Below are 25,230 nucleotides of genomic sequence, written 5' to 3'. Positions count from 1 at the left end.
CAGTCCGCGACTTCGTGAAATAGCTTCATAAAAGTAAGCGAAAGCCCTGGTACCCGTATGGGTGACCGGGGCTTTCGCCTCCTCAAAAACTTACGTATAAACGCTATGCAAAAGCTTGCGCATAAACGCTTAGGCGAACAGTGCGCGGATCTGGTCCTCACCGGCAATGGTCGTGATGAAGAACAGCTCGTCGCCGCTCTCGATCGCCACGTCGGCACTGGGCGGGATGGGGGCCCCGTCACGCAGGATCGCGGTGAGTACCGTGTCGGCGGGCCACTGCACGTGGTCCACGCGGTAACCAATGACGGGGTGGTCATCCGGCACGGTGTACTCGGCGAGGGTCGCGCCGCCTGCCTGCAGGGTCAGCAGGCGCACCACATCACCGACTTCCACGGCTTCCTCGACGAGGGCGGTCATTAGACGCGGGGTAGACACCGCAACGTCCACACCCCAGGAGTCGTCAAAGAGCCACTCATTACGCGGGTTGTTCACGCGCGCCACGGTGCGCGGCACACCAAACTCACTGCGCACCAGCAGGGAGACCATCAGGTTTGCCTTGTCGTCACCGGTTGCGGCGACGACCACGTCCGCCTTGTTCGGGTGCACCTGGCGCAGCACGGACAGTTCGCAGGCGTCACCAATATGCCAGCGCACACCGGGCAGATCGGCGCGCTTCTTAACTTCCGGTTTGGAATCGATGATGGTCACGTCGTGGCCGTTCATCATGAGCTCTTTAGCGATAGAGGCGCCCACGGAACCGGCACCAACAATGAGGACCTTCACTTACTTCTCACCTTTCGAGGAATCACGATGGCGGCCGATGAGTTCGAGGGGGTCGGGCAGATCCGGGGGAGTGTCACCGAGGTGAAATTCATGCTCGATAACGGGGCCGTCGTTGTGCGCCTGCTCGGCGGGTTTCTTCGGGGCGTGGGGGTGCTTGCGGTGGCCCGAGGCGGGGGCGTACTCCGCCTCCACTTCTTCGTCTTCAACGCGCGGTGGGTGGGAGAGGATGCGGGTTACGTCCGCAACGTCGTCGGTGCGCATCATGACGTGCACACTATCGCCCTGCTGGTAGGCGGAATCGGGGCGGGGGAGCATGCCCTCACCGAAGCGGGTGATATAGGCGATGCGCACCCCGGCGGCACGTTCGATACTGGTCAGGGCGTGACCCGCCCAACCGTCATCGAGCGGAATTTCGGTGAGCATGAGGCGGCCCGAGGGTTCGCGGAAATCACCCTTGAGCGCCTGCTCGGGTAGCAGACGGCGCAACACCTGGTCGGTGGACCAACGCACCGACGCGACCGTGGGAATACCCATGCGCTGGAAGAATTCGGCGCGGTTCGGGTCGTACACACGCGCCACAACGTTCTTCACCTTGAACATTTCGCGTGCCACACGGGCGGCAATAATATTCGAGTTATCGCCCGAAGAAACGGCGGCAAAAGCGTACGCCTCGGTAATGCCGGCACGCTTGAGGGTGTCCTCATCAAAACCGACGCCGGTCACCAGGCGGCCCTCAAAGCCCTTACGCAGCGGCTGGAAAGCACGTTCGTCCTGGTCAATGACGGCGACCGTATGCCCCGAAGCTTCCAGAGTGCGCGCCAACATGACGCCCACGCGCCCGGCACCCATAATGACGAAGTGAGGCATACATCCCTCCGAATGTGTTGATGTTTTGTGTCGATAAGGCGTTACCGCCTACCCCTACCAGTGTAATGGGCGGGTGAGCCTCCGCGCCGATGCTCCGTGATATTCCGCTCGCCATGCCCACTATTCGGCTGAATAAAATTGAGCTTTGAAGCCGCGACCTATAGCCTTAACAGCGTGAGGAATCGTTGGGATAAGATGCGCATCGCCCTGACCGGCAGGCCGGTCAGCACGCGAAATCTTTCGGCTGTCAATCTGCCGAAGCGCTACGCCCTGCCTCTTTTCGGTGCCGACGGCATCTCTTCGGTCGCCTACGCCGCCGACCAGATGATTTTGACCCTTGCCGCCGCGGGTGCGTCTGCGCTCGCTTTTTCGCCCTGGATTGGTTTGGGGGTGGCGATGGTGGGTCTGCTGGTGATTGGCACGTACCGGTACAACATTAATCAGATTGCTTCTGAGGGCGATATTCAGCTGGTGCACCGCAAACTGGGTGCGCTGCCGTCGATTGTGATGGGCGCTTCGTCGCTGATGGACTATATGCTCACAGTGGCGGTGTCGATGTCTTCGGCGTCCTCGTTTTTGGTGGCGTTGTATCCGCAGATTCAGGATTGGCGCACGCACATTGCTGTGCTACTCATTGTCGCGCTGACGCTGTTTGCGCTGCGTGGCGTGCAGCTGCTGGGCAAGATTGCGTACTGGCCGCTGTACGTTTTCTTGGCGCTGTTAGGAGCGACCCTCATTGTGGGTTGGATTCGTGCCGCGACGGGTACCCTGCCGCTGGCTGAGTCGGCGACCTACGTGATTGCCCCCGAATACCACGATCATGCCCTGGAAGGCTTGGCGCTGGTGCTGCTTCTGGCGCGTTCGTTCTCCGCCGGTGTGGTGGCGTTCTCGGGTGTTTCTACGATCTCTAATTCGGTGAAGTATTTCCGCCGTCCGAAGAAATATAATGCGGCGGTCACCATGATGATGATGGGCCTGATTACCTCGGTCCTGCTGGTGAGCCTGCTCGGTTTTGCGGCGGCAACCCGCGTGCACATGGTGCACGATACGACCCGTTTCTTGTTCATTGACGGGCACGCGCCGGGGGAGTACTTCCACCAGAAGCCGGCGCTGTACCAGGTGGCTTTGGCGATTTATCAGGGTGTTCCGTTCTTCGCGCAGCTGCTGGTGTTTGCCACGGTGGGCGTGCTGATTATTGCCTCGCTGACTGCGTTTACCGGCTTCCCGGTGATTGCCTCGTCGCTGGCTGATTACCAGTACCTGCCGGTGTTCTTCCGCAGCATGGAATCACGCGGCCTGTATGCGAACGGTGTGCTGGCGCTGTCGGCATTCTCAATTTTCCTCACCACCGTTTTCGGCTCGGACGTGTACTCGCTGATTCAGCTGTACATCGTGGGCATGTGCCTGTCGATGGTGCTGGTTCAGCTGGCGGTGGTGCGCTACCGCATGCGTCTGCTGCGCATCACCCTGGCACAGATGCCGCGCCGCGCCCTGATTCGTGATATCGCTGTCTCTGTGGTGGGTGTGGTCGTAACCGCCGCGGTGCTGGTCATCGTCGTGGTGACGAAGTTCGCCGCCGGTGCGTGGCTCTCCCTTGGAATGATTGCCCTGATGGTTGGAGGTATGGTTGTGACTCGCCGCCACTACGATGCGGTGGATGCCGCCCTGGACATCCCCCTGAACGCCGAATCCGTTGCGGATGTGGCGGCCCTGCCTTCGCGTGTGCACGCCATCGTGTACGTGGAGCGTGTGCGCCGCCCGGTGGTTCGTGCTCTCTCCTATGCGCGTGCCGGTCGCCCCTCCACGATTGAGGCGCTGACAGTCAACAACGACCGGGCCGCCCTGGAGGTCGTGAAGAAGCGCTGGTACGCCCTGGGTATTCCGGTGCCGCTGTCGGTCATTGACTCGCCGTACCGTGACACGGTGGAGGCTGTCGTCTCGTATATTCGCCGCCGCCGCAAGAAGTCACCGCGCGATATTTTGGTGGTGTACCTGCCGGAGTTCGTGGTGGAGCACTGGTGGCAGCGTCTTCTGCACCGCCGCACGGTGCGCCGCCTCAAGCAGGCGCTTCTGCATGAGCCAGGCGTCATGACGGCGACCGTGCCCTGGGCGATGCACGAGGATGAGGTGTATGATGAGATTTTTGATCAGCGTTTACAAAGCGAAGAATCAACGGTAGAAGCAGAGGACCCAACGGCAGCTGTCGCCCCGAAGATTACTCGTTCAGCCGGTGGCGGCCGCGAACTGATTCAGAGTAACCGCCACGCGGTGTACCGCGGCCGCCTGCACGAGGCGGACGCTGTGGCGCGCGAGAAGAAGCGCTAGCCGTATCGGCTAAGCCGATTTCTGAGCCTCCGTACACCCCGTACGTAGCCTCGTACATCCCCTCGAATAGCGCCTGGACTTTGCCCTTTACGCCCTATTCGGTACCCCTAGCGGGGCGTCGGAATCGGAATAAAGATACAAACCGGTGTAAAATAGTTCACATTAAGTGATTCTTTAGGAGACAATGCTGTGACTCACACTGCTACCACGCCTGCCGCCTCCAAAAAAGTAGACGGATACAGCGTCGGGCAGACCCTCACCGTCACCTGTGAGGCACCCGCACACGGCGGCGCCTTCGTAGCGCGCACCGAACAGGGCGTCATCTTTGTGCGTCACGGCATCGTCGGCGAACAGGCTGAAGTGCGCATCACCGCAATCGGCCCCAAGCGCCGCTTCTACTTCGCGGACGTTATTTCCGTACCCGTACCCTCCCTGGCGCGCCGTGCCCACCCCTGGATTCAGGCGGATGCGCTCGCCACCGAAGAGGAACGCGCCGCAGCAACCGGCGTACCCGAACTACTCGGCGGCATGGAGTACGGCCACATCAACCTGGATGAGCAGCGATGCTACAAGACCGATATCGTCCGCACCCAAATCAACCGCCTGGGCGGCCTGCCCCTCGAATCGCCGTTGCTGACCAACCTCATGGTTGAAGAGCTGCCCCTGCGCGATAACAACGAGGGTCTGTCCTGGCGTAGCCGCGTGCGCTACAACGTGACCAAGGTCCGCGCGCACAATAGCGAAGAGCAGAACGGCGGCAAGAAGAGCCCTGCCGTCACCTGGCGCGTCGGCATGCACCCGTACCGCGCCTCCCAGCCCGTACCGGTCGTCGACTTTCCCCTCGCCGCCACCGAGTTGCGTAACCTGCAGCTTGAACAGCTGAACCTGCGCGGCGTACGCGAAGTCGAGGCGACCGTCTCCTCCCGCGGTAGGGTCCTGCTGCAGTTCATCGTCGACCCGCGCTTCTCCGTCGAGGAGGTCGCTAAGGACATCGAACAGCAGGCATCCGACGCCTGGGGTCTGCTCGCCAAGCGCAAGATTTCGCTGTTCTTTACCCCGCAGTCCACCTCCAACGGCAAGCCCAAGCGCCGCCGCCCCGGTTCCGCCCACAGCCCCTACCGCCGCGTACCCGAAGGCGACCAGCTGCTCGGCGCGGGCCTGCGCTCCGTCACCGAAGAAGTCACCTTCGGCTCCCGCCGATTCAGCTACCAGGTATCCGCCGGCGGCTTCTGGCAGATTCACCGCGCCGCCCCCTCCACCATGGTCGGAACCATGCTCACCATGCTCCGCCCGCAGGAAGGCGAATGCACCCTCGACCTGTACGCTGGCGCGGGCCTGTTCACCGCCGCGCTCGCGGACGCCGTGGGCGCAACCGGTACCGTGGTCAGCATTGAGGGCTCCCCGGTGACCCATAAGGATGCGCGCTCGAACTTCGCGCCGGATGGTTGCTCCCGCACCGAGAACTCTGCGGACACCCGCATTGAGGTGATTCGCGGCGATGTGGCACGCCACCTGGTCGATTTGAAGACCGCCCTTGAGTTTGGCGAAATCCCCGCCATTGATGCGGTGGTCCTTGACCCGTCCCGTGAGGGCGCGAACCGCACCACCCTGGAACGCCTGGATGCGCTGGACCCCAAGCGTATTCTGTACGTGGCGTGCGATCCGGCATCCCTGGGTCGTGACACCGGTATTTTGCGTGAGCTGGGTTGGGATATGGTGCAGCTTCGGGCGTTTGATATGTACCCGAATACGCATCATGTGGAGACGGTTGCGCTTTTTGAGCGTGCCCCGGCGAAGCCTCGTCCGCGCCGCCGCCGCACCAAGTAGTGCGGAGAGTAGCGCGAGGCTAGTAGCCGTAACAAAGCAGCAAATAATCGCCGTGTTGGACGGGTTGGGCTGTTCACCAGCCTGCCCACTAGGGGTTATTTCAGGCCGTTTTCGCTCAACCCGGTGCGTCTTGCTCTGCGGGCGCATAAATCTGCTTTTTGGCATCGTAAACGGTAGAATCATTGAAGAACCAACGCACGGAATGAGCCGTGCCCCGACCTTGAGGAGTGTGGGTGTATGTCCGCTGAAAACGCATTGCCGCAGGAGGAGACCCCGAATAGCGCCGCCGGTGGCGCACCCACCGCCGACTACAGCATTGGCGATGGCGCCACTGCTAAGTTGCTCCCGGGTATTCAGCGCCCGGCGGACCTGCAGAACCTCAGCTACGAGCAGCTGGAGGAGCTCTCTAAGGAGATCCGCCAGTTCATCGTGACGAACGTGTCGGCGACCGGCGGTCACCTGGGCCCGAACCTGGGCGTTGTGGAGCTGACCCTCGGCATTCACCGTGTCTTCGAATCTCCCAAGGACAACATTCTTTTCGACACCGGCCACCAGTCCTATGTGCATAAGCTGGTGACTGGTCGTCACGCGTTTAAGACTCTGCGTCAGAAGGGCGGCCTGTCCGGTTACCCGGATCGTGGCGAGTCTGAGCACGACATTATTGCTTCTTCGCACGCCTCCAGCTCGATTTCGTGGGCTGACGGTATTTCTCGCGCGCACAAGCTCAACGGTGAAGATGACCGCTACACCGTGGTCCTCATTGGTGACGGCGCGCTGACCGGCGGTATGGCGTGGGAGGCTGTGAACAATATTGCTGCCGACCGCACCCGCAAGGTCGTGATTGTGGTCAACGATAACGGCCGCTCCTACGCGCCGACCATTGGCGGTTTTGCGAACCAGCTGTCTGAGCTGAAGCACGGTGTGCAGCAGCAGGTGGATCGCGTGCGCCTCGATCACCGCTACGACCACGCCCTGGATGCGGTGCGCATCGGTCTGCAGCGCGGCGGCCCCGTTGGTCAGATGGTGTACCGCGGCCTGCACGGCATGAAGGCGGGCATTAAGGACGTCGTCGTACCCAAGGGCATTTTTGAAGACCTGGGCATGAAGTACGTGGGCCCCATTGACGGCCACGACCAGCAGGCTGTGGAGAACGCACTGACCGCGGCGAAGAACTACGCCGGCCCGGTGATTGTGCACGCCATTACCGAGAAGGGCCACGGCTACGCGCCCGCCCGCGCGAATGAGGACGACCAGTTCCACGCGGTGGGCCAGATTGACCCGCTGACCGGTGAGGATGTTTCGACCAGCACCTCCGAGTCGTGGACCGGTGTCTTCGGTAGCGAAATCGCGGATATTGCGGATGAGCAGGAGAACGTCGTCGGTATTACCGGCGCGATGCTCATCCCCGTGGGTCTGCGCGAATTCCAGAAACGCCACCCCGAGCGCGTTATTGACGTAGGTATCGCTGAGCAGCACGCCGTGGCGATGAGCGCCGGCCTGGCGTACGGCGGCATGCACCCGGTGGTTGCCCTCTACGCAACCTTCCTGAACCGCGGCTTTGACCAGCTGCTCATGGACGTTGCCCTGCACAAGGCGGGCGTGACCGTGGTGCTGGACCGCTCCGGCATTACCGGCCCGGACGGCGCAAGCCACCACGGCATGTGGGATTTGGCGATGCTGCAGTTCATTCCGGGCCTGCACCTGGCGGCTCCGCGTGATGGCGCGACCCTACGCGAAGAGCTGCGTGAGGCTGTAGCTATTAACGATGCACCGACCGTGATTCGCTACCCGAAGGGCTCCGTGGGCGAGGACATTCCCGCCCTGGAGCGCCGCAGCGACGGCGTGGACGTGCTGGCACGCACCGGTGAACCCCACCCGGAAACCGGTCAGCGTGACGTGCTGTTCGTTGCCGTGGGCGCTATGGCCCGCGTGGCTCTGGAAGCCTCCAAGGTGCTTGCCGCCGAGGGCATCCAGTCCACCGTGGTTGACCCGCGCTGGGTGATGCCGGTGCCGTCTTCGGTCGTTGAGCTGGCTCGTGATCACCGCATTGTGGTGACCATTGAGGACGGCGTGCGTTCCGGCGGCGTGGGTTCGCGCATCCGCCAGGAAATGCGTGCGGCTGGCGTGGATACCGCGCTGAGTGAGCTGGGTCTTCCGGCGGAGTTCATTCCGCACGCTTCTCGCGAGCAGATTCTGGAGGAGGTCGGCCTGACCGCCGAAACCATTATCGCGGATTTGCGTGCGCAACTGGCTGGCGATAAGGTTCCGTTCGCTCGTGAAGAGGGTCAGAAGCCGCGACACACCCGCTAAGCGGTCGTATCTGAGTGCCGCCTGAGCTTCTCTTAGTAGCGCGCCGCAATAGCAGGCGCTTAGCGACGGACACAGTATAGACATTAACGCCCCGCCCATCGATTGTGATGGGCGGGGCTTTGCCGTATGCACTATGCTGTATCCACTGTACGGGGCGCTATCGGCCAGCGCCTGAGCTTATGAGCATGAGAAGTAGTGGTTTTAGGAATTGTTAGTAGTGCCGCTGACGAAAATTTTGCCGCCCTTCACCTGCACCGGGTAGCTGGTCAGTGCCTCCTCTGCAGGGCCGTGCACGACCGAGCCGTCAGCTACGGCGTACTCGGAGCCGTGGCAGGGACACACGATGCGGTTGGAATCCTGCACCTGCACCTGGCAGCCCTGGTGGGTGCACACGGTGCTGAACGCCTTGTACTCACCCGCGGACGGCTGGGAGACGATAACGGTCGTGGAGCCGTGGGTCAGGCGTGCCGCCTTGCCCACACCCACTGCCGAGGCGGAACCCACCTCAACGGTGCCTTCGGGTGCGGTAACGTTGGAGTCACCTTCAGCGCAGGAGGCGAGCAACGCACCGGATGCGACGGCACCGGTGATGAGGGTTGCGCGGCGGGAAAAGACGCGCGCAGAAGATTCAGTTGCTGCGGTATCGACTGCGGTGTCGACGGCATTAGATTCAACTGCGGCAGATGCAGCGGGGGAGGCGCATGCCTTCTGAGAGCGGCAGCATCCGTTGGGCGCGGGCATGGTGGTTCCTTTCGTGTACTCTCTCCACCCTATGCCGGTTTGGGATAAAAATCGAATGAGAGCAGGCTAAGCTTGGTTCACGTTTGCTCCCGAGACAAAATCCTGAGGCACACTCCCGAGGCACAAAAATGCCGGTCGGGTGGTCGCATCAGCAACACACCCAACCGGCACACACATCTATTCAGCGTTAGAGAAATCTACCCCAAGTGGCGGGCAAAAATCGGCGCGATCACGGGGGCAACCAGACCCGTCTGCCACGAACGCGCACCGTACTCGGCGAGTGCATCCCGCAGGGTCTGCTCGTCAAAACGAGCCGGCGGCTCCCAGCAGAGGCGGCGAACATAATCGGTCGTGATCAGGTTCTGCGCCGGAATGGTCAGCTCCTCAGAGAGCTCATCAATTGCCTGACGAACCTCGGTGAACAACGCCAAGTTCTCGGGGCGCTTAGACTCCCACGCCTTCAACGGCGGCGGGGCAGTCGACGGCAAAGTGAACGGTACAGCGTTCTCACCGCGTGCCGCCGCGGCAATAGCACGCACCCAGCGCGGGCCCTCACGACGCAGACCGCGCGTCTGAAAACCGGGGATCGCCATGATGGCGGGAACGTTACGCGGCATGGTGCGTGCCGCCTCCACAATCGCAGAATCAGGTAGCAGACGCTTCGCGTCGACGTCCTTCTTACGTGCCAGCGAGTCACGCTCAAGCCACAGGTTACGCAGCGCCGTCAGCTGCTTGACCGAACGCAACATCGTGCGGCCCTTCGTCTTACGCCAACGCTCCGGCTGATCCGTCGGATCCTTCACCGGGGTCTTGCACAGGTACTCAAACTCCTCCAGAGCGTACTGCAGCTTACCCTGCTGGCGGAGCAAATCCTCCAACGCATCACGCAAATCAATGAGCACGTCAACGTCCAGCAGAGCATAGTTCAACCAGGATTCCGGCAGGGGGCGGCGCGACCAGTCTTCCTTCGAGTGCTTCTTCGCCAGCTTATAGCCGAGAAGCTCCTCAACGGTCGCACCCAGGTTCACGCGCTCCAGACCGGCAAGACGCGCACCAAGCTCCGTATCAAACAGACGGTTCGGGCGCATACCGAGCATATCCAGGCTCGGGAAGTCCTGAATTGCGGCGTGAATAACCCACTCAGCATCCGCCAGAGCATCGTTAATAATGCGCAAATCCTTAAACGCCTCAGGGTCAATCAGGTACAGCTGATCTTCACGCTTAAGCTGCACCAAAAAAGCACGCGAACCGTAGCGGATGCCCTGGGCACGCTCCGTATCAACAGCCACCGGGCCGGACGCCGCCGCCAACTGCTCAGCGGCACGACGCAGACCGCTCTCAGTGGTGATGAGAGTCGGAATCGGTGAGGAAGGGGCCTCCAGAGGAACAACGTCCGGAACTTCGATACCGTTAAGGGTCAGCTGAGGGGTGCCTGCGGCATTCTGTTCAGCTGCGGTACTCATGCACTCAATCCTTTTCCTCTGTCTGATTCGACGCGCCCATATGATGCGCCAGATGCCCGGGTAGGCGCACGCCCGAGCAAACATGAGCCCGGGCGGGGTGGCGTGCCCGCGAAGGCACTACGCCATTCTACCCGCCCGAGCTTAAAGCCTCGAATTTAGAGATACTCACAATAAGGGGTTCACCGGTACGCCCGCGAGGGGGCTTGCCGGGCTCTATTCGGCGGCTTCCGCCTCGTCAACCGGAGTATCACCAGGCTGTGCTTCACTAGGCTGTGCCTCACCCGCCGGGGTCAGCGTCAGACACACCGAATTAATGCAATACCGCAAATCCGTGGGAGTCGGAAAACCCTCACCCTCAAACACGTGACCCAGATGCGAATCGCAGGCGGCGCAACGCACCTCCACACGGCGCATACCGAACGTCGTGTCCTCCAGGTAACGCACACGGTCCTCAGCCAGCGGCGCGAAAAACGACGGCCAACCACAATGCGAATCGAACTTCTGATCGGAACGGAACAGCTCCGTACCGCAAGCACGGCACGAATACACACCCTCAGTGTGGGTGTTCCAGTACTCGCCCGTGAACGCGCGCTCGGTGCCGCCCTCACGCAGAACAGCGTACTCTTCAGGCTTGAGGACTTCACGCCAGTTCTTGGCGATAGCACCCACGCCAGGTAGCGAATTGCCCATCATGACTCCTTCAGTTTGCTCTCATGCCCAGGCTCTTACGGTATATGTAACGCCGCGGCCGGGCGGATTATTCCCGCTGAGCGCGGACTAAGCGCGGATGTCAGCGTACTTGCCGTTGGTGAGCTTCAGCAGGTCGTCCGGGGCGAGCTCAACGTCCAGGCCGCGCTTACCGCCAGAGACCATGATCGTGTCAAAAAGCTGCGCAGACTCATCGAGCAGGGTGGGGGAGGGGGTCTTCTGGCCCAGCGGGGAGATGCCTCCGACCACGTAGCCGGTGCGGCGTTCGGCGACCTTCGGGTCGCACATGGAGGCGTTCTTCCAGCCGAGGGCTGCGGCGGCCGCCTTCACGTTGAGCTTGCCAGACACGGGTACGATTGCGACCGCGAAATCCTTCTCGTGCACAATCAGCAGGGTCTTGAACACCTGCTCCTCGGAGGCGCCGAGGTTCTTCGCGGCCTCTTCACCGAAGGAGGTGACGCCCTCAACGTGCTCGTATTCGCGCATCTGGAAGGGGGTGTTCGTTTCGGTCAGCAGTGCTACGGCGGCGGTTGCTGCGCCGCTCTTCTTACCTTTAGTTTTCTTAGCCATAGATACCATTTTACGGAAGTCACCACGCGCCGATACCTATGCGCTGATACCTATGCGCCGAGAAGCCACATGTGTTTCGAGAAGCCACAATAATGGTGGCTTCTCGAAACACATGTGGCTTCTCAATGGTTATGGGGTTATTTCAGTAGCCCTTTTTCCTTCAGCTGCTCTTGAGAAAGCGAGCCAACGACAGTCCAAAATCCATCTGATTTGTCTACGTTCTGAGGTGGCCTTTAGGCTCCCTTTTTTCTTAGTAAATACCGATGAGTAATTGCATGCCAAGACTAGTCAAGATGATAGCAATCCAGCAAAGGGCTCCAAGAAGAATGGATTTTCCACTGGATTTGATCATAGCAATGAGGTTGGTTTTGAGACCAATAGCACTCATAGCCATGATGATGAAGAATATGGAGAGTTGTTTGAGAGGTGAAAAGAAGCTAGTGCTGACACCGAAAGATGTGAGAAGAGTAGTTAGCAGAGAAGCTAGGATAAAGTAGAGAATGAAAACGGGGAAGATTTTTTTAAGCTTCACTCCTTGGTTGTCGCCTTGTTGACGGCTTTGCCAATAGGAGAGGAAGAGAACGATAGGGATAATAGCTAGAGTACGTGTCAGTTTGACAATAGTTGCAGGCTCAAGAGTGTTTGCATTGTAAAGACTATCCCAGGCACTAGCAGTAGCTGTCACAGAGGAAGTATCGTTGACCGCAGTACCCGCAAAGAGAGCAAAACCTTCGTTGGAAAGATGGAGCCAAGAACCTAGAGTCGGAAAGATAAGAGCTGCCAAGACATTGAAGAAAAAGATAACAGAAATGGCTTGGGCCACTTCTTTTTCCTTGGCGTGAATAACAGGAGCAGTCGCTGCAATGGCAGAACCGCCACAGATAGAAGAACCTACACCGACCAAGGTAGCAAGCTTTGTATCCAGATTAAAAAAGCGTTGGAAAAAGAAAGCAATAATTAAAGCGATAGAAATGGTCGAAATGATGACAGGAAGGGAAGATTTTCCAACTGCGAAAACTTGTGAGATACTGAGTCCAAACCCAAGCAAAATAACAGCATACTGAAGCAATTTTTTGGAGCTATAAGTCAAACCGGCATCCAGTTGTGTATAGGAAGTGAGAAAGGGATGGAGAATCATTCCGATAAAAATGGCGAAAACAGGTGCTCCCACAACAGGCAGAAATCCTCCTAAAACCCAAGAGATGATAGAAATGATCAGACAGACTGACAGTCCTGCCCAATTTTTTGATAGAAATGACATAAAAACCTCCGAGAATAAACACTCCTTATTATAGTCTTATTTGGTAAACTAGAAAGTAGGAATACAGACCCGGCCCGGGGAGCGCACCACCTCAGCCTCCGCGCTGATAAAGGCCTTCGATATCCTTGAGGAACTTAATATCCTTCTCGTAGGTATCCAGCATAGAGGGCCATACATACTGCATGTAATTGCGCGGCGTGTAAGAAAAACGGAAGTCATGGAAATACATTCCTCGTATCGGTGTGGTGCGTGAGTTGCAAAGGGCTACTAGATAATTCCCTGCTCACGTAGCTCCTTATTCGAGCGATGCTCCGAGAGTCGCCAGTAGCCATTCTGATACTTATAGCGGAACATAAATATTTCATTTTCGTTGCTGGTATTAGTACGCTCATACACCTTGCCATTGGGGTTTACGTACATGCCATAAGTCCACAAGCGTCGCGTGAGAGTCCAATATTCTTTGGCTTCTTCGTCATACATCAGATCGCTTTCGGCCTGGTATTCTGAGGTGCCTTCGATAACCCAGCCACCGCTTTTGTAAAGATCCTCGATGTAGTGCAGGAATTTAATGTCCTCATCAAAAGTGTCCAGCATGTAGGGCCATACATACTGCATATCACCGGTCTGGATACCGTAGTTGCGTGCCTTAATCCAGTCACGCATCATCTCACGGAGTCCAGCGAAGGTTTCGGGGTACTGCTGCGGCTCGGCTTTCGGCAGAGGAACATTCTGCGCAGGGCCGTAACCATCAGCTTTGCGGTATTCGCCGTCGGGTGCCTTCGAGCCTCCAGAGTAGCCGCGGGTAATGACTGGGCTCGGAGTAGCCGATGCAGAAGCGGCATCGGAAACCGCCGCAGACGCCGAAGCCGATTCGCTTGGTGCGGTGGAGGCGGTGGCTGCCGCCTCGTTGGTGGCTTGCTGGCCGCAGGCCGCAAGCAGAGCGCCAAGGCTCAGCATCACGCCGCTGCTCAACATTGCGCGGCGGGTAAGAAAAACAGAATTCATGGAAGTAGATTCCTTATATCGGTGTGGTATGTGAATCAAAAGAAAAGGCTACTTCTCGTTTTGCAATTCCTCTTCCGTTTTACTGCCAGCAATTTTCCAATAGCCGTCAGAGTAGGTGAAAAGGAAGTAGAAAGTATCGTCGCTGGTGTCAGTATTAGCCTGCATATCAAGGTGACCATTAGACTCCACGTACATAACAGTGCTCCAGAACCGGCGATGTAGCATACGGTACTTTTTCTTCGCCTCATCGTAGATGAGCGGGCCTTGGGGTTGGTAGCTATCCAGCCCGTCAACAGTCCACCCGCCGTTCTGGTAAAGGTCCTCAATGAACAGGTAAAATCCGTATTCTTCAGATTCGTCCGTAACGTATTTGAAAGCGTAGGAGCAGTCACCGGTCTGAATCGCGTAGTTATGGGAGACAAGCCAATCCTTCATCATACGGTAGAGGCCTTGTTCAGACTCGGGGTACTGCTACGGCTCTGCTTTCGGAAGAGGAACATTCTGTGCAGGACCATATCCGTCTGCCTTGCGATACTCGCCGTCAGGTGCCTTGGAACCGCCGGAGTAGCCGCGGGTAACGACCGGCTTCAGGGTTGCGCTTGCCGAAGGCGACTCAGATGCTGCCGCAACCGCCGAAGCGGTTTCGCTCGGTGCTGCGGAGGCGGCGGCTACCGCCTCATTAGCCGCCTGCTGGCCGCAGGCTGCGAACAGGGTACCAATGCTCAACATTGCGCTGCCGCTCAACATTGCGCGGCGAGTAAGAAAAACGGAAGTCATGGAAATAAATTCCTCGTATCGGGGTGGTGGTGAGTTAAAGGAAAAGGCTATTTCTCGTTTTGCAATTCTTCGTCTGATTTACTTCCAGCAATCTTCCAATAGCCATCAGAGTAGGTGAAAAGGAAATAGAAAGTATCGTCACTAGTCTCAGTGTTAGCCTTCATTGTGAGGTGGCCATTAGATTCCACGTACATAACAGTGCTCCAGAACCGGCGATGTAGCATACGGTACTTTTTCTTCGCCTCATCGTAGATGAGCGGGCCCTCTGGCTGGTAGCTATCCAGACCATCAACAGTCCAACCACCGCGCTGATAAAGACCCTGAATATACAGGTAGAACTCATATTCTTCTGCATCTTCCGTGATGTACTTGAACGCGTAGGAGCAGTCACCGGTCTGGATAGCGTAGTTGTGCGCAACAACCCAGTCCTTCATCATGCGGTAGAGGCCTTGTTCAGTCTCAGGGTACTGTGCGGGTTCCTTGCGGGGTTCCTGGACGTTCTGCGCAGGACCGTACTCATCGGCTTTACGGTACTCTCCGTCAGGAGCTTTAGAATTACCTGAATACCCGCGAGTTACTCTTGAGGTAGCGCTTGCCGAAGGCGACTCAGAAGCCGACGCCGACTCGCTCGGTGTAGCGGTTGAGGACGCCGAAGCACCCGCTTCGTTAGCGGCCTGCTGACCGCAGGCTGCGAGCAGGGCCCCCAGGCCCACAAGTGCGCCGCCGCTCAACATCGCGCGGCGGGTAAGAAAAACGGAAGTCATGGAAATACATTCCTCGTATCGGTGTGAAGTGTGAATAGGGGGGCTGGTTAGAAACCGGAAGACTAACCAACCACAGAGAAGAATCCAATAGCTGAGAAGCCACATGTGTTTCGAAAAGCCACCATTATCGTGGCTTCTCGGCGAACATGTGGCTTCTCAACGTAAGACCCACGGGGGGCTTTACATGTCGGGCCAGTCGCGGTGCAACGAATACTCCGTATCCCCGTCACCGCTATCGTTCAGGTGCCAGCGCTGACCGGTACGGATATCGGCCTTGCGCAGGCGTGGGTTCGGGTTATCCTTCTTACCCATCGTGGGATCGTTCTTGCAACCCCAACGAGTGTCGTCTTCATCGCAGGTGCCGCCGACACGACCCACATCAACCCACCACACACGAATCAGCAGCGGATCGACAGTTTCCTTCGTCAAAACGACATCCAGAGCCTGCCAATCGCCACCGTCAACACGGAAACGGCCAGAATAAGAAACGGTCGCGTACGCATGGAAATTACCTGAACGTTTGTAGGTATAACTGGTCGCGGTCTTGCGTGACTCTTCACCACGTGCCCTGCTAACCGGCTTGCCCATGGTGTAGAAGCTGCCCTCGTCACCGTTGCCGTACTGGATGGTCATCTGGGTGGGGTAGGACTCCATCTCAACGTGGCCAATCATCAGGTCGCCTTCCCAACGTGCGGTGGGTGCATCGACGTAGAAGTTGACGGCCTGGTTCTTGTAGACGTTGGGGTTATCTTCACCCAGGCCGGTGCCAAGGTTGTAGGACTGCTTCAGTACGGGGGCCTGGATGTTGGTGTTAGCGAATTGGTCCTCAACTTCTTGGAGCATTTCCTCAGGAGAAGGGCCCTTGGGCTGTTCAGGATTGTTGGAGGTGAGGGTTTTAGTGTCATTGGGTACGCAGTAGCGCCCGCCGACCTGGTTGGGTATTCTGTTAGCGTTATCTCCCAGGGGTAGTGATCCTATGACGTAGTGGCCAGGACGATGGTCTGGTTCTGTATGACATTCTGCATCTCCGGCTTGTCGGGCTTTGACGCTACTTGCGCGATATGTTTGATTTGCTCCATCGAGTTGTATTGGATGTTCTTCATTCCATTTTTGGACTGCCTCTTCTGGAGAAATTGCTGATCCTGATGGAGTTGAATTAGCTTTTACTAAGTCTTGCGTATTATTCTCGGATTTGTTTCCTTTGCGATTTGAGCTCGGAACTTGCTTATCTTTGGAGACTTTAACACAATGTCCATTTGAATCTCCCGTGGTGCACTCACTGCTTAATGCTGGGGGGATATTTAAGGTAGATACAATTAATGTTGAAAGTATAAAAAGCGTAGATATTTTGCTAATGTTCTTCATATTTCAATTAGCCTCTAAAGTTCGTTCTCGTACTTGCTGTCGATTATTTTCCAATAACCATTAGAATAGGTATAAAGGAAGTAGAAAGTATCGTCACTTGTATCAGTGTTTGCCTTTCTCGTTATATCTCCATTTGATTCAATGTATATTTCAGTTGACCAAATTCTGCGGACTTTCATGCGATAGATTTTCTTAGATTCATCATAAAATAGGGCGCTTTCACTCTGGTACGAATCTAGGGAATCTACAGCCCATCCGCCATTTTTGTAAAGTATTTCAATATATTTGTAGAACCCATATTCTTCAGTATCTTCTGTTACATACTTGAAGGCATAGGAGCAGTCACCAGTCTGAATTGCGTAGTTATGGGCATTGACCCAATCCTCCATCATACGATTGAGGCCTTCTTCGGTCTCAGGATACTGAGCGGGCTCATTACGAGGCTTGGGGACATTCTGCGCGGGTCCGTAGCCGTCTGCCTTACGGTACTCACCATCGGGTGCCTTGGACTGTCCTGAGTATCCGCGAGTAACCTTCGGTTTAGGGGTAGTACTCGCTGAAGGTGACTCAGTAGCTGCCGCAGACGCCGAAGCGGTCTCGCTCGGCGCAGCAGATGCAGTCGCTGCCGCCTCATTATTTGCCTGCTGGTCACACGCCGCAAGCAAGGCGCCAAGGCCTACAAGTGCGCCGCTACCCAGCAGGGCGCGGCGGTTGAAAATGGTCGAATCCATAGAGAATACGCTCCTATCGTCGGTGATGGTGTGTCATTTAGTTACTAGTCGGGCCGCTTTTTTGCAGGTCAAACTGACTGCCGGAAGAAAACAGCTCCATAGCGCGCCCATCAAGCGCATCAATGCGCTATGGAGCACTACAGTTACCACCCTACCGCATGTTTGCGGTCATTTGCATTCTTTTGGGTGCTATAGCAACGAAACATCACTATTCGGATATTTCATTGCTTTATGCATCAAATGTCTCTGCGCCCGCGGAGGCGCCGTGCCTGCGGAAATTCGGTCATGAGTTACGGACTTCGACCATGAGTTAGTGACTTCAGGCTGGGGTTTTAGCCATTGCCAAAGACGCTAAGTCATGGCTGAAATTGCTAGGTCATTACTGAGTTTTCACCGGCGGCGGGTAACTGGCCGTTTCGATAGGTTACTGTCTTCGCTGCGGGTTTAAAACCCACGGCGAAGACACTAACCTATCGAACACTGCATCCGCCCAAGACAGACCCTGCCCAAAACACACTCCACCTCAGCCTCCGTGCTCGGACGCCACTGGCCCGCCTAGCCCAAACAAAACAGAGCGGCCCCGCACCCTACCACCACCCCTGACGCACCCCGCATACACCCCTCCTCATGCCCGTAATGTGGCGGGCAACTCATACGCCTCACGCGGGATGTTAGACAGTACTACACTTAAAGCGGAAGTCACATCGCCGTCACTGAAGAAAAGAGTTTTTGTGCCCACCACGACCGTACATTTGACCGACCGCATCCCTCGCGTTTCTGCTGATGAGTTGCTGGCGGGTTTCCGCCCCTCTGAGCGTTTTGGTGAAGTGTCTTTTGATAGCTACATTCCTGATCCGAATCAGCCGTCGCAGGCTGAGGCCGTGCAGAAGCTGAAGGATTTTGGCGACAAGATTAATGGTGGCGGCGCTGGTGCCGGTTTCTTTGGCCGCCTGTTTGGTGGCAAGAAGAAGGATTCGACGAAGGCTGGCCTGTACCTTGACGGCGGTTTTGGTGTGGGTAAGACTCACCTGTTGGCGTCGCTGTGGCATTATGTGGATGGCCCGAAGGCGTTCGGTACTTTTGTGGAGTACACGAACCTGGTGGGTGCGTTGACGTTCCGTAAGACGGTTGAGGCGTTGAGCAGCTACAAGCTGGTGTGCATTGACGAGTTTGAGCTGGATGATCCGGGTGATACTGTGCTCATGTCTCGTCTGATGCGTGAGCTGGCGGATGCTGGTGTGAAGCTTGTGGCGACCTCGAACACGCTGCCTGGTGCGCTGGGTGAGGGCCGTTTTGCGGCTGAGGATTTTAAGCGTGAGATTCAGGTGCTTGCTTCGCAGTTTGAGGTTCACCGTGTGGATGGTGAGGATTTCCGTCACCGTGGCCTGCCTGCTGCACCGGAGCCTGTTGCTGATGATGCGTTTGATGCGAAGGTTGAGGAAGTGTTCGGCGGCCAGACTGTTGGTGTTGATAACTTCGCTGACCTGGTGGAGCACCTGGCGAAGGTGCACCCGTCGCGTTACCGTCAGCTGATCGATGGTCTAGATGGTATTGCGTGGCGTGATGTTCACCCGATTACTGAGCAGTCGGTGGCGTTGCGTTTTGTGGTGTTGGCTGACCGCCTGTATGACAAGGACCTGCCGATTGTTTCTTCGGGTGTGCCTTTTGACAAGGTGTTTACTGAGGAGATGCTGGCTGGTGGTTATCAGAAGAAGTATTTCCGTGCGGTGTCTCGTTTGACTGCGTTGGCTCGTGAGGGCATGCTCGGCGAATCTGAGTAGCCGCCGCCTGACGCGGCGAAACCGCGCAGCGTGAATGCGTGAACTGCGCCGAAAAGTTTATATAGTGAAGACCCCCGCCGGATGCTCCACGAGAGGATCCGGCGGGGGGCTTTGTGCGTCTTGGCTAGTCTTCGTTATCAAGCTTGAAGCTCTGCAGGCCTAGCTTGGTGGTGTACACCAGTTCGTAATCGCAGAGTTCGTACGAGTACACGCCTGCTTCGACCTCTTCGAAGGGCAAGATGAGCTGCCCCTCCAGCATGAATGACTTCTGCCAGTTTTCGATGCGTTCCTTTTCCAGCTGGTCGAGTGCGGCGTCGAATCGGAGTTTTCTGCCCTTGATGCGGTGGTTGGGTGCATCTGAGTATTGGTAGGGGAGTCGAATCGATGAAGCTGCAAGTTGCATGCTCTGCCAGTAAGTCAGTGGATCATCGGCTGAAGCGTCAAAGCGGAGAGAATCAGCTTCGTCGGAGCTGTTGATGGAAGGCAAGAGACGGTAGTTTACAATCGCGCTCTTGGGGTTACCCGGATGGTTCCGTTCCACAACGATTGCGATAACTTCCAAGGATGCGTCGGTGTCGCGAACCTTTGCCTCGCCGATTTGGTCGTCAGAGAAGCGCAAATCGTCAGGCTTAAGAAGGCGATTCATGCAGTCCGCCATGGTGTACTGTTCACCATGAGGTGCACAGAGCAGATAGCCTTTAGCTCGGACCTTGGCTAGTTCCTTACCCTTATCGCACTCCTGTTTGGCGCTCTCGTAGACTTCTGCCCAGGCTTCCGGAATCTCAGCAGACGCATTATCCTGGTAGGTCTTCTGCACCAGTGGACTGATGTCCGCAGGAATTCGAATAGGTTCACCGTCGAAGTGGGGGAGTAGCTGCGCGTAGCTGCTGAACAGAATCATCGGCTCATAGACTGCCTTGGACCCACGCGGGAAGTCGGGTGCCTCATTGTGTGAACCGAACGTTTCAACTCCTCGTACGTAGCACACCGGCTTACGGTATGCGGGGGTGCGTTCTGAGCTGCTGCGGCTATCGTGACGGTGTAGACGTCCCATGCGCTGAAGCACCAGGTCAACCGGCGCGAAGTCGGTAACCATTACGTCAAAGTCCAGGTCAAGCGACTGTTCGATGACCTGCGTACCCACCACAATGAGGCGGTGCGGGCGCGAGGAATCCTCCCCGTCAGCTTTGCTGTAGTGTGCCTTTTTGCCGAGCTTGGAGACAAGAATTTCTTCTTGTTCGGCGCGGTGTGTGGCGGTAAAGCGAGAGTGCGTGAGGATTACGTGCTCTTCACCGAACTGTTCACTCAGAAATGCGTGCATTTCCTGGGCTCGTCCAACGGTATTGCAGATGACTGCGGCGCATCCGTGGTCATTGGCGAGAGGTTCGAGTACGTTCAGGACGCTTTCGGGGCTGTCGTCAATGAGCTTCAACTCAATCTCGGTTTGGTCTACTGGCTGTTCAACCTTCCATTTCTTGGGAGTTCCGTTGTCTTCGGCGGTGAGCGTGTGGATGACGGGGTAATCCAAATCAAGAGGAGAATTTTCAGTCACCGCAGGTGCTGAAGGCGCTTGGCCCTTTGCAAGATTCGCCATCATTCGAGCCAGAATGTCATTATTCTGCGGTGCAGAAACAGAATCAGTTACCTTGTTCGGTTCTGTTCCAACCTTTAGACCCTTGGCATAGCTCTTCATCAGATCATTGCGAGTAGCTGACGGTAGGGTTGCCGACATGAGAATGACCGGCGCATTCATCTGCCCCAGCCAGTAGAGCGCAGCGGAAAGGTACTTGCTCATGTATGCGTCGTAGGCGTGCACCTCATCAATGATGATGACCTTGGAAGCAAGACCGAGGTGTCGGAGCATCACATGCCGTGCTTGCAGAGCGGTCATGAGCACCTGGTCGATGGTGCACACAACGAAGCTGGAGAGGAGCCCCTTCTTGGTGCCGCTGAGCCAGCTGTGTCGTGCGAGAGACGTTCCGGGACGTAGTGTTTTTCGGTTGTTTTCTCGCCCGGGGGTAGAGGATTCGTCGAAAATATCTGCCTTAGAGAGCGCTTCGTAGGACTTGTTGAAGCGGTTCTTGGAGTGCCCCAGGAACATGGTGTGCGGCTCAATAGGTCCACCATGTTCTTGCGCCACATTGTTTGTCTGGTATTTCACCCATTCGATAACACGGTCAAAGAGAGCATTAGAAGTCGCCTGGGTTGGTGCCGCGAAGGCTACTCCGGTGCGACCGGTCGCCTGCGCAAGGAACTCTGCAGCGATGAGACCGGCTTCAGTTTTACCCTGACCCATTGGTGCTTCGATGCACATCATGCCGCCGCTTTGCATGGAGCGTGCCGCTTCGACTACGACTTCCTGCATGGGGCGTAGGGTCGGGTTGTTCCACCCAAAACGGGATGCGTAGAGGTCAGCAGCTGGGGTTTGGGGATCAGTATCTAGCTTGGCGGTCCAGCGCTGTTCAAGCCCGAGCGCCTGCCAGCCGACGCGCGCTCGCTGTTCCTGTTCGGCTGAGCCGAAGGTTCCCATGGGGAAGAAATCAGGGTTTGAGGCAATCCAGTCTGACATGATGACGAAACCGGTAATGCAGAACTGCACGGAGACGGGGATAGTCTGTCCGTGGTGTGCTAACTGCTGCAATGCTGAGGATGCGCCAAAACGTTCCAGAGTGATGTTGTAGAGTTCCTGCCAGGTGGCATGCCATTTGGGGGAGAGGCGCTCCAAAACTACGTTGCTTAGATCTGCTGAATTAGGCATGTAGTCTGCGGGTGTGCCGTGGTGTGCGCCGGAAATACTTGCGAGAGTTTCAGTGACTTCACTCGGCAGGCCCTCTACATTGTTGGTGAGCAAGTGATTGAGAATGCTCTGACTGTATTTACTGTGGGGGCAGCGCATACCGCTAGTGGGGGTCACAAGGTCTTCAGGGAACTCAAAGTCCTGCTGCTCGATACGCTGACGGTATATAGCGAGGTTTTCGTCGCGCCGTGCATCGAGCTGCCCAGAGAACTCAGGGGTTGCTTTACCCATATCGTGGGTGGCGGCGAGCCAGCATACGAGCGCGCGCGTATCTTCCATAGAAAGGTGGAGGTGCTCGCTGAATCGCTTCTGCAGACCGGGGGCGAGCCATGTATCCCAGAGTCGGGCGGCAACAGAACCGGCATCGAGCATGTGCTGAACGAGGGAGAGGCCGCGGGTAGGGGAGTCCTTGTCTCCTGTTTTTGCCCAGAATGATGCCGTTTCAGGTGTTGAAAGATGCTCAGGGGCGGGTGCCATGATTCTCCTTAGACGGTAGACTAGTGCGTACCTCGCTGCGGTGCGAGGCGTATGTTCCCCGAAGCAGACGGGGATGAGCCAGTATTTATAAAATTGGTTGATGTGGTCCCCGCGCTAGCGGGGATTCTGCTTCCGTTGCTTCAAGTTTTACTCTACACCTTAGAAATATCAAAGGTATTAATAAATTGGTAGATTTGCTTGACTTAACCTTCTTAGTACTCCTATAGTGGAATTATCAAGCCACTGGGGGCCCACTAAGAGCCCCCTGACAAGGCTAAATTAACGGTCCACTCCCATTGTGGACTAGAAACCATTTTTATGACTGCTCATTCGTCACTCGACAGTGAGCTGATTTCGATGATGAAAGGAGTGAGAATGGCTAGCTTGGAAGAACCCCGCTTCAATCTTGTTGATGAAGCATGGATCCCGGTTCGACTGAAAACGGGCGAGGTTGCTGAGCTGTCACTCCATGATTTCTTCAAACGGGTGTATGAGATTGACCGAATTCAAACGGATAATCCACTAACCGATGTTGCAATCTTGGGTGTTGTGCTCATTATCTTTGCGCGTGCCACCTTTCTTAGCGAAGGCGTTAAGACCTTTGGTGGTGCGGCTCCCTGGATTCGCCAGATGCGAGAGTCTGATGCTGACAATCTGGCGGCTGTTCTGGGATACCTTGAAATTTTCAAGGACCGTTTCTGGCTGGTAGGCGGTGACCGCCCCTTTATGCAGGTGCATGATTTGCGCACGGCTAAGGGAGACACGAAACCTGTTAGCCGCTTGCTTTTGGACTCGGAGAGCGAGTACTTCTCGATTCGTGCTGAAAAGACCTTGGACTCTCTGAGTTTTGCCGAGGCAGCACGATACCTGCTGACGATTCAAGCCTGGGACTATTCCGGTATTAAATCTGGCGCAGTGGGTGACCCCCGTGTTAAGGGCGGTAAGGGCTACCCTCTGGGCGTTGGCTGGTACGGCACCACCGGTAAGGTGATTGTTCACGGCGCCAACATCATGGAAACCCTGCTGTACAGCCTCGACTACGAGCAACTGACTGATGATGAGTCGTTTGCGCTTGACCTCCCGGTATGGGAGCGCGCTGAGCCTGACACTGCAGCACCGCGTGCGTACACTGGTGGTCCTGCGGCTCAGTACAAGGATGAGCCGGTGCCCGCGAGTGGCATGTGCGAGATTTTGACCTGGCAGTCACGCCGTATCCGTCTGCATCATGACGGCGAGCGCGTAACTTCGGTCCTTGTTGCTAATGGTGATAAATGGTTTGACCGCAATACCTATACTGACCCGCTGACGGGTTATCGCTACAGCAAGAATCAGTCGTCGAAGACTGAACAGGTGTGGATGCCTCAGGCTCATTCGGCTGAACGCACCCTGTGGCGTGGTGCTGATGCTCTGCTGACTCGTCTCACCCCCGAATCTGAGAAGCAGAATAAGCCTGCTCCTGTGATTCGTCAGTTGGGTTCGGGAAGGTACTTCCCGACCGACGCGGAGGTACAGGTTCAGCTGGTAGGCGTTGAATACGGCAACCAGAGTGCCGTGATTGAGAACATTATTTCTGACTCGATGACCCTTGAGCTTTCTCTGCTGACTGATGAAGGTATGAGTGCCTCCCAGATGGTGCGTGAAAATATTCAGGCAACCATGGATGCGGCAATTGCTCTTGGGCAGTTTGCGGGTAATTTGTTGCGTGCCGCAGGTCGGGAATATGAATTCCGTGCAGATGCTACCGAAGCCGTACTTAACCGTATGGAGGAGTCTTTCCGCCTCTGGCTGGCAAATCAGGGGGCAACAGAGGACATCTCCGCTAGGAAGGAAGAATGGCAGCGTCTGGTGCGTACCGCTATCCAGCATGAAGCGAACATCCTTATTGATAGTGCAGGGCCCAAGGCTATGCTTGGTTTCTTTGGTAAGGATCTTTCGGGGAACGAAGTTCTTTACAGTGTTGCTCACGCAGAACGGCAGCTCCATGCGCGTCTGCGTAAGATCATCCCTTTGGCTTATCAAGCCTCTACCTCTCACTCACCTCAGGAGGACACTAATGAGTGACCGTACTGCGCAGAATGACCTGCAGCAGTTTATTGCTGCAAAGGTGATGCGCCTTTACCACCAGAAGAGTAGCGGTGTTTCGTCTGCTACTGCACAGCTGGCGAAGCTTCGCCGGGGAACGGGCGAACCGCCCTTGGCTCATCCTGAGCTTTGGGGATTCGTCTTGGAGAAGGAAGACGGTACTGAAGGTATCCCTGAAGAGTACCGAGGCAAGGGCGACCAGCCGAGTAACGCGGAGAATGCCGCATACACTGCTTTGACTCTTTTTGCGCTGCACCAGCAGGCGCAGAACCAGCCCATGCATGTTGCGGGTATTTCTTTCGGTCAGGCAGTCGGTCGTTTGGTCAGTCAGACTACTTCTTCGATGAAGAAGCGTTTTGATTCTCTGCTGACCGCTCAGACGGAGAACGCTCGCCAGCATTACCTGCGTGGCCTGATTACTCTGCTCCGTTCCGAAGGTATTGCCTTTGACTACGGTCGATTCGCGACTGACTATATGTACCTTCTGAACCCCACGACGCGTCAGAAGGTTCTGTATCGCTGGAACCGTGACTTCTCCTACGGGCTCATCCCTGTTCGCGCTGCTGCGAACAAAACCACTAAGTAACTATCACTCC

Annotated in this window: 19 protein-coding genes and 1 pseudogene; 6 read left to right on the top strand and 14 right to left on the bottom strand. The window is 56.7% G+C overall.

What is annotated here, in order from left to right; translation table 11 throughout:
- Nucleotides 1-129 precede the first annotated feature (129 nt).
- Both HMPREF2879_RS08955 and HMPREF2879_RS08950 read right to left on the bottom strand, forming a co-directional pair.
- Nucleotides 130-783, bottom strand: a complete 654-nt coding sequence (locus HMPREF2879_RS08955; protein WP_012903715.1) for a potassium channel family protein — start codon at nt 781-783, stop codon at nt 130-132.
- Complete coding sequence (locus tag HMPREF2879_RS08950; RefSeq protein WP_070635369.1) at nt 784-1,650, bottom strand: potassium channel family protein; 867 nt, start codon at nt 1,648-1,650, stop codon at nt 784-786.
- 195 nt (nt 1,651-1,845) lie between these two features.
- On the opposite strand from HMPREF2879_RS08950, the gene HMPREF2879_RS08945 reads away from it, so the two are divergent.
- The 3 genes from HMPREF2879_RS08945 (at nt 1,846) to dxs (ending at nt 8,112) form a co-directional block, all read left to right on the top strand.
- The gene (locus tag HMPREF2879_RS08945; RefSeq protein ID WP_070635367.1) at nt 1,846-3,975 is read left to right on the top strand and encodes an APC family permease; all 2,130 of its coding nucleotides are present in this window, start codon (nt 1,846-1,848) and stop codon (nt 3,973-3,975) included.
- Between the two features lie 189 nt (nt 3,976-4,164).
- A complete protein-coding gene (locus HMPREF2879_RS08940; RefSeq protein ID WP_070635366.1) occupies nt 4,165-5,802 on the top strand; it encodes a class I SAM-dependent RNA methyltransferase in 1,638 nt (545 codons plus the stop codon).
- 237 nt (nt 5,803-6,039) lie between these two features.
- Nucleotides 6,040-8,112 carry a 1-deoxy-D-xylulose-5-phosphate synthase gene (dxs, locus tag HMPREF2879_RS08935; RefSeq protein ID WP_083309649.1) on the top strand — a complete coding sequence of 691 codons (2,073 nt, stop codon included), beginning with the start codon at nt 6,040-6,042 and terminating at the stop codon, nt 8,110-8,112.
- Between the two features lie 201 nt (nt 8,113-8,313).
- On the opposite strand, the gene HMPREF2879_RS08930 is transcribed toward dxs, so the two are convergent.
- The 11 genes and pseudogenes from HMPREF2879_RS08930 to HMPREF2879_RS08885 all read right to left on the bottom strand — a co-directional run bounded on the left by HMPREF2879_RS08930 (nt 8,314) and on the right by HMPREF2879_RS08885 (nt 17,497).
- On the bottom strand, nt 8,314-8,853 hold the full coding sequence (locus HMPREF2879_RS08930; RefSeq protein WP_070635364.1) for a Rieske (2Fe-2S) protein: 540 nt from the start codon (nt 8,851-8,853) through the stop codon (nt 8,314-8,316).
- 197 nt (nt 8,854-9,050) lie between these two features.
- Complete coding sequence (locus HMPREF2879_RS08925; RefSeq protein WP_070635362.1) at nt 9,051-10,316, bottom strand: HRDC domain-containing protein; 1,266 nt, start codon at nt 10,314-10,316, stop codon at nt 9,051-9,053.
- A 213-nt stretch (nt 10,317-10,529) separates the two neighbouring features.
- Nucleotides 10,530-11,006 carry a peptide-methionine (R)-S-oxide reductase MsrB gene (gene msrB / locus HMPREF2879_RS08920; protein WP_070543214.1) on the bottom strand — a complete coding sequence of 159 codons (477 nt, stop codon included), beginning with the start codon at nt 11,004-11,006 and terminating at the stop codon, nt 10,530-10,532.
- 87 nt (nt 11,007-11,093) lie between these two features.
- A complete protein-coding gene (gene ybaK, locus HMPREF2879_RS08915; protein ID WP_070506566.1) occupies nt 11,094-11,594 on the bottom strand; it encodes a Cys-tRNA(Pro) deacylase in 501 nt (166 codons plus the stop codon).
- A 250-nt stretch (nt 11,595-11,844) separates the two neighbouring features.
- Nucleotides 11,845-12,855: a YeiH family protein gene (locus tag HMPREF2879_RS08910; protein ID WP_070543211.1), complete on the bottom strand. Its 1,011-nt coding sequence runs from the start codon at nt 12,853-12,855 to the stop codon at nt 11,845-11,847.
- 267 nt (nt 12,856-13,122) lie between these two features.
- On the bottom strand, nt 13,123-13,860 hold the full coding sequence (locus HMPREF2879_RS08905; protein ID WP_065423891.1) for a DUF6318 family protein: 738 nt from the start codon (nt 13,858-13,860) through the stop codon (nt 13,123-13,125).
- A 48-nt stretch (nt 13,861-13,908) separates the two neighbouring features.
- A pseudogene (locus tag HMPREF2879_RS09575) lies at nt 13,909-14,310 on the bottom strand (DUF6318 family protein); the annotation flags it as partial.
- A 21-nt stretch (nt 14,311-14,331) separates the two neighbouring features.
- A complete protein-coding gene (locus tag HMPREF2879_RS09570; RefSeq protein WP_239662341.1) occupies nt 14,332-14,637 on the bottom strand; it encodes a hypothetical protein in 306 nt (101 codons plus the stop codon).
- Nucleotides 14,638-14,684: 47 nt separating this feature from the next.
- Complete coding sequence (locus HMPREF2879_RS08895) at nt 14,685-15,401, bottom strand: DUF6318 family protein (RefSeq protein ID WP_070506560.1); 717 nt, start codon at nt 15,399-15,401, stop codon at nt 14,685-14,687.
- A 180-nt stretch (nt 15,402-15,581) separates the two neighbouring features.
- The gene (locus HMPREF2879_RS09565) at nt 15,582-16,244 is read right to left on the bottom strand and encodes a hypothetical protein (RefSeq protein WP_053088877.1); all 663 of its coding nucleotides are present in this window, start codon (nt 16,242-16,244) and stop codon (nt 15,582-15,584) included.
- 536 nt (nt 16,245-16,780) lie between these two features.
- Entirely contained in the window at nt 16,781-17,497 is a 717-nt protein-coding gene (locus tag HMPREF2879_RS08885) for a DUF6318 family protein (protein WP_049352945.1), read from the bottom strand.
- A gap of 731 nt (nt 17,498-18,228) precedes the next feature.
- Between HMPREF2879_RS08885 and zapE the strand changes: the two genes are divergently transcribed.
- Nucleotides 18,229-19,278, top strand: coding sequence for a cell division protein ZapE (gene zapE / locus HMPREF2879_RS08880; RefSeq protein ID WP_049327058.1), 1,050 nt, complete (start codon nt 18,229-18,231; stop codon nt 19,276-19,278).
- A 124-nt stretch (nt 19,279-19,402) separates the two neighbouring features.
- Here the strand turns inward: zapE and HMPREF2879_RS08875 are convergent, their stop codons facing one another.
- On the bottom strand, nt 19,403-22,552 hold the full coding sequence (locus HMPREF2879_RS08875; protein WP_070635360.1) for a CRISPR-associated helicase/endonuclease Cas3: 3,150 nt from the start codon (nt 22,550-22,552) through the stop codon (nt 19,403-19,405).
- Nucleotides 22,553-22,927: 375 nt separating this feature from the next.
- Between HMPREF2879_RS08875 and casA the strand changes: the two genes are divergently transcribed.
- Together casA and casB are read left to right on the top strand one after the other, a co-directional pair.
- Complete coding sequence (casA, locus tag HMPREF2879_RS08870) at nt 22,928-24,613, top strand: type I-E CRISPR-associated protein Cse1/CasA (RefSeq protein ID WP_070635358.1); 1,686 nt, start codon at nt 22,928-22,930, stop codon at nt 24,611-24,613.
- Entirely contained in the window at nt 24,606-25,220 is a 615-nt protein-coding gene (gene casB / locus HMPREF2879_RS08865) for a type I-E CRISPR-associated protein Cse2/CasB (protein ID WP_070635356.1), read from the top strand. The genes casA and casB overlap by 8 nt, the downstream gene beginning before the upstream one ends.
- The last annotated feature ends 10 nt before the right edge of the window (nt 25,221-25,230 follow it).

Origin of the sequence: Rothia sp. HMSC069C04, assembly GCF_001812895.1 — a bacterium.
In the GTDB taxonomy this organism is placed as follows: Bacteria; Actinomycetota; Actinomycetes; order Actinomycetales; family Micrococcaceae; genus Rothia.
This window is presented reverse-complemented; position numbering and strand designations above follow the sequence as displayed.